The following is an 11,634-nucleotide window of genomic DNA, read 5'->3' as shown; positions in this document are numbered from 1 at the left end:
CAAAAAGTTCTTATTGATAGAGTTTTTATGCCTTTCTTTGTCTTTTCATCCCCGTATGGTGCTACTCAGCACGACATTGACTCCCTCTCGTATCCTCGCAAGGTCTCGTAATTCAAGGGGCGCCGTTTTCCTGCGCCCCGATAGCACACCAAGCGTAGGCTGTTTAGCAACCAGTGTGCTCCCACCATTAATTTCATGATTTTTTTGTCTGCTTTCGCGATGCGCCAAGGATGTATCGGCTGCCGCCATCCGACGAACAGCCTTATCGGGGGGTAAAGTCACGATGGTCGGCTTCAGCGTTTTGCGGTAATTTGTGCTGGCATGAAGCCATACTCACAGCAGGACGCACCTTCCCGGCAAGGGCTTTTGATCCTTGGTCGCTACCGTTCCTGCGCACTTATTTCGTGACAGGAACGACCATGTCAGGCGGCGAAACCGAAAAAATTGCGAGGCTCGCGGAGCTCGTTTCCAACGAGATCTTCAGCTTCTTCCGCTGGAAGAAAGAGGGGCCGGCGAACCTCAACTTCGCGTGTGTGAAAAAGGAAACGCACGCGCCCTTGAAGAAGTCTGAGCACACGCATCCGACTGACGTGGTGTTCAAGTACGCTGACCCATATCTCAACAAAGCCGTGTACCTTCATACCGATTTGAAGAGCTATGCGGTGGGCTCTATCACGCTGGACTCGATCAAGAAAGCCTTGAAATCTCTGGGCAAGACCATCGACTGTGCCCGTGCCTCGACGGAGTGGCAGACCCGCTACCACTTGGCTAAGCGTGAGAGGTATGAGGTTCGTGGGATGCTGTTCGTGTACAACCACGACGACGAGTACGACAAGAATTTCTACGATCACTTCAAGGACTACAAGGGCGAGAACCTGCACATCAAGGATTCTCAGCAGATTCATATCGTAGAACCTTCACTGATCAATTACCTGAAGACGCTTCAGGTCGATGTGAATGCCCTCAGGGCGGCAGGGACATTTCCGAAGGACAACTACACCTTCTATTACCCTGACCTCGTTTTGCACAAGGCCAGTGGCGAGTACTGGGAGCGTGCGGCCACCGCTGAGCTCATCGCTTCGCCGTACATGATCATCCACCACAAGGAGGTGATCTCGTACTGCGAAAAGGCCATGAAGCCGACAGAAACGTATAGTGAAGGCTACCTGATCTACTATCGCCGCGATGGCAGCAGTGAGATCGAATTCCGGTACCTCTTTGACGCCCTGTCCAGGTTCCAGATTCTCAACGCCAACAAAGACTTGAAGATCCGGATCAGGGTTGCCAATCGCTACCATCACAGCAGCATCCTCAGCAACTTCAACGCTGCCATCAACAGCTACGTCACTGAGTGGGGCGAAGACGAGAATCGCAAGCGGAAACTGCAGGCGATCGAACTGGACATCGTGAATCACGCGATTCCGAACTATAAGCCCGAAGCGATCGGCTGGGAGCGGGACTGACATGAGAATGGGTAGCCTGTACTTCGCGTCCGACAAAGCGATCTATGACGCGCTCACGCAGCGAAGCCTGACGAGCGCTGAGCTCCGGAAGGTCTTTCTCTCCAGGGGAATCGTGATCTCCAACGAGTCGGACAAAAAATTCCTGGCCAATCGGTTCAGTGCCTTGTTCCATGACTACTACGACTATCGGAACCTGTCGCTCCTGGTAGGTGGCCGTGACAGTCGTGAGAAAACCACGAATGTGGTCGTTACCACGGCGGTTACAAAAGATCAGCTGACCGACGCGCTTACCTCCGTCAAGGAGTGGCTTGTGGATAACCAGCACGAACAAGCTGAAATAGCCATCCATGGCGATCAGCTCAAGCTCACCGTCAAATATCAGAAACTTGATCTGAGCCAGGCTGAATTCCGCCAGGTCGTCGAGAAGACGGCTGAGGTCATCCTTGAGAAGCAGGGCAACGGCTGGAAAATCACTGGCCCCATGAACGATAAGTTCAAGGACATCACCGATCAGTTGTATTCCCAGATCGAGATTGTCACTGACAAAGATGTGGCGACCCGCGCCATCTCCCTAGAAGCAATCTCGGACGCCGGCATCAGGACAAATTTCCTTCGCAGCTTGATCCGCAACCTCAAGGACATGGAGGTGGTCGATGTTGTCGACGTCTCCACATTCAACCCTAAAGATCGAGATGATGATGACCTGGATCTCAGTGATGAGGCATTGGTGATCGAGGATGCAGTTGAGTTTGACTCAAACGATGAGGACGAGGAGGGGGATGGTGGCGATCCGGAAGCCGAGCTGGCGAGGCCGCAGCCAGAAGCTAGGGTTCACAAGATTATCCGCATCGACAAGGCATCACTGAAGGGCAAGGGGGTATTGGAGTCCAAGCAGCTCATGGAGCTGGAGGGCCACGGTTTCTACATGTGGAAGATTCGATGGACAGCCCGCGAAAAGCTCTTAGGTTCAGAGATCGTTCAGTTCGAGGCTCAATTTGGCAATCAGGCCAAGTGCTGCGATTTTTCCTATATCGTCAAAGGTGTCTACAACTACAACAACGGAAAATACGCCAAGAACCCCGTACGTGCCGAGCCGGTGCTTGAGCAGAAGCTCAAGATCCGCTTGGAGGAAGCGGCGCAGAAAACACTGGACGACATCGAAAGGAGCTTGATGGCATGAAGTCAAAGCGGCTGAAACTCTGGGTTCTGACCGCTCGTATTGACTTTCAGACCCTTGTTCATGGCCTTCGGCAGCAGCCGTTCAACGACGAGAATCGGCTCGGTGTCGAGATTCTTGAGATCCTGGATGGCAAGGCCACCCTTCGGTACCACGAGCAGCGGGATATCACTCAGTCGTTCACGAACCCTCTTGGTGAGACGGTCGAGTCGAGTTATTCGACGTTCATCAGCTTTGACATGGTGTTCGAATCGCTGGGGCGGGATCGTTATTCGATCTGCATGAGCTCGCCGCCCAAGGATCTGAAACCGTTCGTAGAGCTCATCCGGGCTGCAGCCGGGACAACATTCGCCCTGGAGATCGTGAAGCCAGATATCTCGTCGGTCTACCAGCAGTTGAAGGCCGACAAGCGCTTAACGAGGGTCATGGCCAAGCGCATCGTGACCGGCGCGGTCACCTTTGATATCGAAAGTAGCTACCGGGTGGATATCGCCTCGACCGGTAATGCGATGATGAAATTGCTGGAGATCACTGGTGGGCGCCCGGCGCCGATCGACAAGATCAAAATCGTCTACACGTACAACTCAACGCCTGTGCAGATCGAGTTATCGCGATCGGGGTCGGTTGCGATTTCTCTGGATGATGATGAACACCTGCACCTGCTTACGAGCCTGTTGATTCGCTAGCCAGGCGGGGAGCGATTGAAGGTGAGTAGGGTGGGGCTGGCTCGACCTGGATGCCTTCCTTGATTGCTCATAAACAACACCTGCCTGAGATGGTGGCGGCTTCGCGACTATGCAGCGCTTTGTCCTTGCGCGGAGCCATGTTCGAGATCCAGTTGATTCCGAGTGCGTCCGCTCAACGCCGTAGGTGGTGTAAACCATTTTTTTGACCTGTAAGCCTTGTCAGTTAACGCATCAGAAAAATGGTTAACAAGGTTTGAGGTGTCGGCTCTCTGATCGTTTGCTACATGCATACAGCGCGAGGTGCATGACCTCCGATCAACCTTTTTGGTCTGATGGCCGGAGGCCACTAGTAGGATTGCCATCACTCATCAAAAACACGGAGTCAGAGCGGTGGCCGAGAGCGAAGGTAAGTGGCGGATCTGGGGGGCATGGTTGACGATTAGGCTGTGATCAAGCAGCGGATGCGCTGAAGGTAGTGCAGAGCGGTGATCATGGTGATGTGGTACTCAAAAAATCTATGATGATTTTTTTATCTTGAGGGAATTGATTAATTGATTGGCTGGTAGGGTCTTAACTTTACCGTGGTTGTTGAGGATGCATCGTTTTTTGGTGGCAGGCGCTTTAGGCAAAGCTCGAAATCTGATTCACCACCGACGAACATTTCGCTCCTGCATCATGCCGGTCGGTTTTGGACGTAAAGCGTTTCTCAACCGAGCCTGTTATAGGTGCGGTGATATCTTGGCGGGTTACGCGGCAAACGCTTAGCACTGTTCACTCGGGCTGCATGTCATCCGCCGCGCAGCCAGACGTACTCGGCAGGGGAGAAGGCGCTTCGATGAACCGCTCCATATGTCTGCAGGAGTTTTGTCTGCAACACGATAGTATGAGCAGCCCCAACCATTGACCTTTTCCCGATAGACCATGGTACCCCCGCTGCTCGGGCACACTGCCGCCCATCCACTGCATGCGGGTGCGGTACAGAGACGGTACCGCCCGGAGCGAACCATCGGGGCATCACACTGCCTGCATCCACTTTCTGTGTGGGTGCAGCGAGGCCAGTTCGAACAAGCGATGAAAGAGGAGCCAGTCGTCTTGTTTCGTCGGTTGACCAGATTGCCTTGGGTACACACGGGACAGTTGGTCGCGATCGCATTCTTCTGCTCGGGGCTGGCTGCGAACTCCTGAAGCTCCAGGGGGGACTGGCCGTCGATCAACTCACGCACGAACGGGGAGCATCGGAGCATGTCGCAGATCAGATAAACCCTGTGTTTGGCGCGGGTCAGCGCAACGTAGAACAACCGGTGTTCCTCTGCATGAGGATACGCCTCCGCCTTCGGCTGCAAGGCCTCAATGAGAGGGTGAGTCACGATTTCGGAAGGAAGGCCGTACTTGCCTTTGCTAAGACCCAGCAGAATGACGTAGTCGGCTTCCTTGCCCTTGGAGCTATGGATCGAATCGTTCTTGAAGGAAAGGTTAGGGTAACGAGCCGCATAGCCATCCAGATCAGGCAGTTCGTGCTTGAACCGAGCGAGGAAGTAAACCGAGGAGCCTGCGCTTGCAATCTGGTTAATGCGGGCAACGGTACGCTCGATGACTTCTGTCTTGGATTGATCATCGCTCAGAGCTGCTCTGACCAGAGAAACTGTGAGCTCGTTCACCACAGTGTGTGATTGGATGGGTACAACTCATTCTCGCAGCCACCCCTACGAAGGGCTGGCCCGCGTGGGTGAGCTAAGACCTCAAGGCAGCACTCAACATTAGTTGTCAGTGGTGGATGAGCGATTCCATAGAAAGCCAACTGTCGAGCGACTCAACCCGAGCTGTCTGGCGGTTTCAGCTTTAGTCAGCCCGGCATTTTTGCGTTCAATCACCTGCTGCAGCTTTAAAGGATCGGATGGGCGCGCGGCAGGCCGCTTCTGGATAGTCATCCCCGCAAGGTGTGCCCTGATGTCATCAGTGCTGATCTTAGCCTCAAGGGATTTCAAGTCTTCGGCAGCCTTAGCTAGGACATCGGCGGCGGAGGTGTTGTCGCGAGTCGAGAGAACCAGCGCCATGAGTGACACAGGGTTCAATCCGAGCGCCTCGGCCAGCTCTGCGAATTTCTCGATGGTCGGATTGGTCTCTGCGTTCTCGATCCTGCTCAGGTATGTCCGCGATGCCGCGTGAGCCAAGCTCTCCTGCGTTAAGCCCAGATTCCCTCGGATCGTCCGAACGACTGCCGCAAGCGCTTGCTTCAACAAGGCGATGTCCCCAAAAAGCGAGGATATAGCCACGTTAGCGTGTACAGTTACACATCATATAATGTATAAAACTGTACTTTGCGGGTTGGCGGTATCGCTTGCGGTTCCTGGAGCGCTAGCCAATGACGTCTTAAGGCATGACGGACTCAAGCCGCGCAGCCCTGGCTTTGAAGATCGTTATACGGGGGGCTTCGGGTGGGGCTGCACGAGAAGCCCCTCAATTATTCGCTAAATCGCATTGCGTCCCGTCGGCCTGTCGATCGAAGAGGGCGGTGTGTCTAGGTTTCACCCGGTGTGGTTTTAAATTGTCGAGAGGGAAGCAGATGTCTAACCGTAAGTGGCCGGTAAGCCTCAAGAGGGGTGAGAACCTGCAGACCGCCTGGCAGGGTCTGCCCTGCGAGGTCGTTCGGGCCCAGGGCGTCGACTGGTCAGTATACGTCGACGCTTACCTTTTCAGCGCGGCAAGAGTAGGTGAGCGATACGTCGCGCTCGTTTACAACGATCAATCGAGGAAGTTGGAAGACGGCATGACAGTTGCCACGCCTCCCGTCTGGTGCGTTGAGGAGAGGGAAGGCTTCAAACTGGTGCGTACCGCCGGTGGAGATAATTACGTGATCTCCAGCGAGCAGAACTCGTGACAGTCTTTTGCCCGAGTCTCTCGTAACACGGGAGGTGGTTCCAGTGGCCAGTTGCCGCAGTCCAATTTCATTCAGTGCCCTGTGAGCACACCGCAAGGCAGTTCATGATGGTTTGTATAAAAAGCAGCCCCTGCCAAAAACTAATGCTTTAAGGACGAACAATGGCTGACCTCGAAAAATTAACAGTGACGATCAAGAATTATCACGTCCATGCGCAAGGCGATCTTGATGCTCTTTACAGTCGAGTGCGACTTGAAGATGCAAATGGAGAAACATTCTATTTCAAACAGGTGGTCGTTCCGAAATACCTGAAAATTCATGGTGCAATGGCGACCGAGACTCCACGAACCTGGTATTTCAAGAGAATCTCGAAAAAGACCATTGTGGTGCTGGCTTTTGAAAACAAAGCTGGGAAAGTTGAATACGATCTGGATGACATCCGATTGATCGCTAGATCGACAATATTTAAAGGTGTTGTGTTCTCGCTCGGCTCAATTCCTGCGGCCATTATTGCTGCCACGGCCACATTTGGACTCGGGTTGGTCATCATGCCAATGGGGCTCTGGTATGGATACAGGAACATTTTCAAGCTTCCAGCGATGCTTAGTCGCAAAACACTGCTTAGCGATTTTGCGAAGCACGGAATCATAGTTCGTTAATCATCGCGGACGTTAGTTCGATATGCGTTGCGGTTGCGTAGTCGAGAGGCCGCTAACTTATGAAACTGACCTCCCTACCTCCCGTCTGACCTTCGTTTGGGAGGCGTAGCCTGGATTTGCATCTATGGATAAGGCTAACGGACAACTGCGCAGCACCTACTCAACTAACTATGAGTACTTACGTGCTCCCAGGGCGTCGTGATGAGTGATATCTGGCTACGAGAACGAGAACGAAGGAAGGCGCTATGGCAGCTCGCTGAACTGGTACCAGGCGATCAAAGCGCACGAGCGATCCTGGAACGATTGGATGAGCTTGAACGACTTGATCATGATGTTCCATTGAGCGCCTGCCATCTCGACCACGCTGAACTGGTTCGGCTGCCTAGGGAGGCTCATCCTGTAGGGTGCTGGATTATTCGCGATGCAGATATCCCAGAACCTTGGAGATCCCGCTTTGCGGTAGCTCTGGGGCCCGCAGCTCGCGTGGAGGCAGGATTTTACTGGCATGATTGGACTGATTTTCTAGAGGCTTGGGAGCGCGAAGTGGCGCACGTGGAACAACATCGATTGGCACTCGATGACGAATAACAGCAATTTCCCGAATGCCCACGATGCTATTCCAGTGGGTCAGAGTGGTCTCTTGAGCGTTAAACCAGGGAATTAGTCAGCGGGAGAGGAATGATGGAGCAGCACGTAAGAACGCTGGGCCGTGACAACCTATCAGAACTCGAATCTGTCGAACGACTAGTGACGTCAATTGGCCCAGAAGCATTTGAGGCGGACGTCCGACGTCTGTCGCATCTGCACAAGGTCGATACCGAGTCAGCTATCCAATCGATCAGCCGCCTCACCCATCCCTCCCTAATAGGGATGAGCGAGACACCCTTCCAAATTTTCCAACGGCTGTGTGACGACCTAGTGTTACGAGCGCCGTCGTTGCTTCAGCGCCCAAGTTATCGATACAGAAATAGTGATAACACAGCAGTCCCTTTTGAACTCTGGTTGAGCATCGTTCGGCATGCCCGAGAGCATTTTGACCCAGCAGGGTTGGATGCGGATTTTTTGGTCGCGAGGATGCGGGAGGGACGTTCGAACAAGGAGGCCTTCGATGCCCTTATTACTTCGAAGCGCCCCAAATGATGGCAGACATCGACTCCAGGCGATAAGCACTCGATATTCGTCACGCCTTCATGCCATGACTACGCCTTTGAGGTTGATCAGGAAAGGTTACCTCCCGCGTTGCAATGGCGTGATGACGATGCTCCACAGCGCTTCCGCAGCACCTTCTTGAGATAGCTTTTGATCATGCCCAGCGTAGTGGGACATGCCCAGCGTTTTCAAATACAGGGCTTGATCATCAGCGTTTACCGACAGCGACTCGTTGTAGCTGTTACCCGCGAATGAATCGCCTTGGCTGTAATAAATCCCGGCACCCAGCTGACCTCCCGTAAACACCGTCCCCCTAGTAACGTCCCGTCCGTCCTTGTAGATGACCGCAGAAAAGCGATTGGCGTCGATTCGACGATACACACCTTCATAACCAGGATTACGAGCTTGAAGCTCTTGCAGGGAGTTCTCGAAGTAGCGAGCGATGTATTCGAAGGTGTCCAACAAGAACTGATCTTTGTCCCGTTGGGTGAAGCTCTTGGCAACTCTAAGGTTACTCGACCGGGGGCCGGTGGCCGGTAGCGAGGAGGGCGGCTGTGGAATAGCTGGCGCCGAGCGCGCGATTTGCGATGCAGGAATGGTCACATCCTTGCGGCATCGCTCTGCAGCTTTGCGTACTGCCTGCGCTACTTGAAGGAAAGCTACATCGCGGTCAGGCCAAAGGGTGACGGGTTTACCATCCTCAGGCGTGGCCAGCAGCTTACCGAACGGAGCATGATGCCAATCACACGCGCGCAAAATCACAGGGATGACGATCGCTTCCTTCGAGGCGTGGCGCTCCATGGCGCGAGTCATCTCGATGTTGTAGCAATAATCAGAGGCGATGAAGTCAGGACTGACCAAGAGAAGGATGATTTCGTCGCTGTTGATATGGTTGTCGATGGCTGCATCGATTTCTTGACCAGCGCCGATCCTGCGGTCATGCCAAGTGTCGATAACGCCCTGGCGCTTGAGCATCGATAGCTGCTTTTCCAGCTGATCACGAAGCGCCTCATCGGCATGGCAGTATGAAAAAAATACGCTTGGCAAGATCAGCGCTCCATGGATTGGTGACGGCTTAGATCTTAGGGGCTGTCCGATGCCGAAGTACAGGCCTTAGCTTCACGGGCGCGCAGGATACGGAGGATGCAATGAGGCAGTCGCTTTCCTTCCCACCTTGGCCCGCGTTGACAGTGCCGTCACCCAAGCGTACGCAGTCTGGAACCTATAATGAGCGGGCATGATAGTTGAAATCACTAAATCCCGGTCATCGAAATCTAGGCGAAAGAGAGTAATTCGCACAGGATTTTCTGCTGCAACTCCTTAGCTACTCTGTATCTGGGAGCCTAATAATCCCGATTCCTGCGATGGCAGATGCAGTGTAAATCTCCGCGCCGAACACAGAGATCGCCGTCGGGATCGTGACCTCTTGCACCGCCCCATTTATCTGGAATTCGAATGGAAAAGGCCTTCCGCTCGTTCGCGAGATGTAGTTGATTGCCTGGTGCTTGCCAAGGTCGGCAACACTAAGCGGCGTGCCATATATATTGACATAGGCGGGGCCGCGCAAATCACCTGCGGCAAATCAACCAAGTGCCTCCCTATCAGTCGCGTCGCCAGCGAACCAAACGCGTGGCGATCATTATGTCAGTCCTTGATTTTGCGATATGAATTTTTTTCTGGTAGCGCTCCTTTTTCTGCGTGTCGCTCGTAATCTCTCGCCAAAAAACAAGAAGCTGATTATTCGATTGCATTGATATTAAAAATCATTATGGAGTCGTTGAAACCCTACCAACTGGATGGTAGCGTTGTTGTGGAGTTTAAATTCCTGCAACCAACGACAACCCTGTGAGAATCCCATGCAAGACTGGAAGCAAACCCGAAAAGACATCAACACCCGTTTGATAGAGCTGAACGGCTTGTCACCTGAAACCATGAAGGGTATGGCTGCTCTCGGTGCCGCCGGAAGCAAAACCAATCATCTGGACGCCAAGACTCGCGAGCTCATCTCCCTCGCAGTGGCCGTGACGACTCGCTGCGATGGCTGCATTGCATTTCACGCCGCTGAAGCAAAGAAGCTCGGTGTAACCAGTGAAGAGGTCGCCGAAGCACTGGGTGTGGCTATCAACATGAATGCCGGTGCCGCGCTGGTCTACAGCACCCACGTACTCGACGCGTTCGACAAGTCCTAACTCAAACGCCGAATTCAACCCTTAACGACGTCGAGATTAATCATGAATAAGCTGTTCACTCCTTACGATCTAGCCGGTACTCCTTTGAAAAACCGCGTTGTCATGGCCCCTATGACTCGCACCCGAACCTTGAACAACATTCCGAATGAATCCAACGCGCTTTACTACGCACAGCGAGCTTCTGCCGGCTTGCTGATCACCGAAGGCCTGCCTATTTCCGATGAGGCTCGCGGCTATCTGTACACCCCTGGCATTTACGAAGATGTGCACTTACCAGGCTGGCGCAAAGTGACTGACGCGGTGCACGCCAAGGGCGGGAAGATTTTTGCGCAGCTCTGGCACGTAGGCCGTATGTCCCACACCTCGGTACACGGCATGATGCCAGTCTCCTCGGGCACGGTGCCTGCGGTAGATACCACGGTGTATGCCTGGATCGAACCTGGTAAATCTGGCCCGGTACAGCCAAGCACACCACGTGCGCTAGAAACTGAAGAAGTGAAACGCGTCATCGCCGACTTCGTGAAGTCCGCAAGGATAGCCATTGACGCCGGCTTTGACGGTATCGAAATCATGGCAGCCAACGGCTTCCTGTTCGACCAATTCCTGAGCAGCGCCCTGAACACTCGTACTGATCAGTACGGCGGCTCTATCGCGAACCGTCAGCGTTTCCTGCTGGAAACGATTGATGCGATTGCTGCTGAAATCGGCGGATCGAAGATCGGTGTGCGCTTCTCTCCGTTTGGTCGACTGTATGACTTTGGTGTGTACGAAGGCGAAGAAGAAACCTGGATGAGTATGGCGGCTGCCCTCAACGAAAGAGAGCTGGCATTTGTTCACCTGAACTACCAACCGACCATCCTCGCCGCGCAAACGCCACCAGGTTTCGGCGCTGCATTCCGTGAAGCGTACAAGGGCACCTTGATGGCTGCGGGCGGCTTCACCAAAGAGATCGCAGAGTCTGAGCTCGCCAAAGGCGAGCTAGATCTCATTGCCTTCGGCACCGCCTACATTGCCAACCCTGATCTGGTAGAGCGTATGCAGAACGATTGGCCATTGGCCGAGGGTGATCGCGCGACCTACTACGGCGTAAGTGGTTCGATTGATAAGGGCTACACCGACTATCCGGAATACGCAGCGACCAAAGCCTGATATTCCTTCACAAACTTTTAGGAGAACACCATGCCACTCGTAACTATCAAAGGGATTGAAGGCGTTTTTTCCGACGAGCAAAAGGCTGAAGTGATTCGCAAAGTGACTGACGCTATGGTGTCGGTTGAAGGCGAAAACATGCGCGCCCTCACGTGGGTCATCTTCGAAGAGGTAAAAAGTGGAGACTGGGGTATTGGTGGCAAACCTGTGACCGCCCAAGAAGTATTGAAGCTGCAAGCCGGCGAGTAAGACTTCACCTTCATGTCATTAGCTCCCTGTTCTTT

The 11,634-nt window shown here is 53.5% G+C and carries 12 protein-coding genes; 9 read left to right on the top strand and 3 right to left on the bottom strand.

Going from position 1 to position 11,634, the window contains the following annotated elements:
* Nucleotides 1-230 precede the first annotated feature (230 nt).
* From LCU97_RS03540 to LCU97_RS03530, 3 genes are read left to right on the top strand one after another with little or no spacing between them, the layout of a single operon-like run.
* The gene (locus tag LCU97_RS03540; RefSeq protein ID WP_232775540.1) at nucleotides 231-1,463 is read left to right on the top strand and encodes a hypothetical protein; all 1,233 of its coding nucleotides are present in this window, start codon (nucleotides 231-233) and stop codon (nucleotides 1,461-1,463) included.
* Between the two features lie 7 nt (nucleotides 1,464-1,470).
* On the top strand, nucleotides 1,471-2,643 hold the full coding sequence (locus LCU97_RS03535) for a hypothetical protein (RefSeq protein WP_005779127.1): 1,173 nt from the start codon (nucleotides 1,471-1,473) through the stop codon (nucleotides 2,641-2,643).
* Entirely contained in the window at nucleotides 2,640-3,326 is a 687-nt protein-coding gene (locus LCU97_RS03530) for a hypothetical protein (RefSeq protein ID WP_039847542.1), read from the top strand. The genes LCU97_RS03535 and LCU97_RS03530 overlap by 4 nt, the downstream gene beginning before the upstream one ends.
* 761 nt (nucleotides 3,327-4,087) lie before the next feature.
* Here the strand turns inward: LCU97_RS03530 and LCU97_RS03525 are convergent.
* Together LCU97_RS03525 and LCU97_RS03520 are read right to left on the bottom strand one after the other, a co-directional pair.
* Nucleotides 4,088-4,984, bottom strand: a complete 897-nt coding sequence (locus LCU97_RS03525) for a 3'-5' exonuclease (RefSeq protein ID WP_232775539.1) — start codon at nucleotides 4,982-4,984, stop codon at nucleotides 4,088-4,090.
* 99 nt (nucleotides 4,985-5,083) lie between these two features.
* Nucleotides 5,084-5,563 (bottom strand): helix-turn-helix domain-containing protein, encoded by a 480-nt coding sequence (locus tag LCU97_RS03520; protein ID WP_321163024.1) that lies wholly within the window; start codon nucleotides 5,561-5,563, stop codon nucleotides 5,084-5,086.
* A 326-nt stretch (nucleotides 5,564-5,889) separates the two neighbouring features.
* On the opposite strand from LCU97_RS03520, the gene LCU97_RS03515 reads away from it, so the two are divergent.
* The 3 genes from LCU97_RS03515 (at nucleotide 5,890) to LCU97_RS03505 (ending at nucleotide 7,451) form a co-directional block, all read left to right on the top strand.
* The gene (locus LCU97_RS03515) at nucleotides 5,890-6,204 is read left to right on the top strand and encodes a hypothetical protein (protein WP_005779135.1); all 315 of its coding nucleotides are present in this window, start codon (nucleotides 5,890-5,892) and stop codon (nucleotides 6,202-6,204) included.
* 161 nt (nucleotides 6,205-6,365) lie between these two features.
* Complete coding sequence (locus LCU97_RS03510) at nucleotides 6,366-6,863, top strand: hypothetical protein (protein WP_005779137.1); 498 nt, start codon at nucleotides 6,366-6,368, stop codon at nucleotides 6,861-6,863.
* Between the two features lie 201 nt (nucleotides 6,864-7,064).
* A complete protein-coding gene (locus LCU97_RS03505) occupies nucleotides 7,065-7,451 on the top strand; it encodes a hypothetical protein (RefSeq protein WP_155276245.1) in 387 nt (128 codons plus the stop codon).
* Between the two features lie 639 nt (nucleotides 7,452-8,090).
* On the opposite strand, the gene LCU97_RS03500 is transcribed toward LCU97_RS03505, so the two are convergent.
* Nucleotides 8,091-9,059, bottom strand: coding sequence for a toll/interleukin-1 receptor domain-containing protein (locus LCU97_RS03500; protein ID WP_232775537.1), 969 nt, complete (start codon nucleotides 9,057-9,059; stop codon nucleotides 8,091-8,093).
* An 809-nt stretch (nucleotides 9,060-9,868) separates the two neighbouring features.
* Between LCU97_RS03500 and LCU97_RS03495 the strand changes: the two genes are divergently transcribed.
* From LCU97_RS03495 to LCU97_RS03485, 3 genes are read left to right on the top strand one after another with little or no spacing between them, the layout of a single operon-like run.
* Nucleotides 9,869-10,201, top strand: coding sequence for a carboxymuconolactone decarboxylase family protein (locus tag LCU97_RS03495; RefSeq protein WP_005779149.1), 333 nt, complete (start codon nucleotides 9,869-9,871; stop codon nucleotides 10,199-10,201).
* 42 nt (nucleotides 10,202-10,243) lie between these two features.
* Complete coding sequence (locus LCU97_RS03490; RefSeq protein WP_005779151.1) at nucleotides 10,244-11,350, top strand: alkene reductase; 1,107 nt, start codon at nucleotides 10,244-10,246, stop codon at nucleotides 11,348-11,350.
* A gap of 30 nt (nucleotides 11,351-11,380) precedes the next feature.
* Nucleotides 11,381-11,599 carry a tautomerase family protein gene (locus LCU97_RS03485; RefSeq protein WP_073527010.1) on the top strand — a complete coding sequence of 73 codons (219 nt, stop codon included), beginning with the start codon at nucleotides 11,381-11,383 and terminating at the stop codon, nucleotides 11,597-11,599.
* Nucleotides 11,600-11,634 lie beyond the last annotated feature (35 nt).

The organism is Pseudomonas uvaldensis (genome assembly GCF_021271205.1).
Lineage (GTDB): Bacteria > Pseudomonadota > Gammaproteobacteria > Pseudomonadales > Pseudomonadaceae > Aquipseudomonas > Aquipseudomonas uvaldensis.
This window is presented reverse-complemented; position numbering and strand designations above follow the sequence as displayed.

Coding starts and splice junctions, on each gene's coding strand:
- LCU97_RS03540 (WP_232775540.1), top strand. CDS start 231: ATGTATCGGCTGCCGCCATCCGACGAACAGCCTTATCGGGGGGTAAAG.
- LCU97_RS03535 (WP_005779127.1), top strand. CDS start 1,471: ATGGGTAGCCTGTACTTCGCGTCCGACAAAGCGATCTATGACGCGCTC.
- LCU97_RS03530 (WP_039847542.1), top strand. CDS start 2,640: ATGAAGTCAAAGCGGCTGAAACTCTGGGTTCTGACCGCTCGTATTGAC.
- LCU97_RS03515 (WP_005779135.1), top strand. CDS start 5,890: ATGTCTAACCGTAAGTGGCCGGTAAGCCTCAAGAGGGGTGAGAACCTG.
- LCU97_RS03510 (WP_005779137.1), top strand. CDS start 6,366: ATGGCTGACCTCGAAAAATTAACAGTGACGATCAAGAATTATCACGTC.
- LCU97_RS03505 (WP_155276245.1), top strand. CDS start 7,065: ATGAGTGATATCTGGCTACGAGAACGAGAACGAAGGAAGGCGCTATGG.
- LCU97_RS03495 (WP_005779149.1), top strand. CDS start 9,869: ATGCAAGACTGGAAGCAAACCCGAAAAGACATCAACACCCGTTTGATA.
- LCU97_RS03490 (WP_005779151.1), top strand. CDS start 10,244: ATGAATAAGCTGTTCACTCCTTACGATCTAGCCGGTACTCCTTTGAAA.
- LCU97_RS03485 (WP_073527010.1), top strand. CDS start 11,381: ATGCCACTCGTAACTATCAAAGGGATTGAAGGCGTTTTTTCCGACGAG.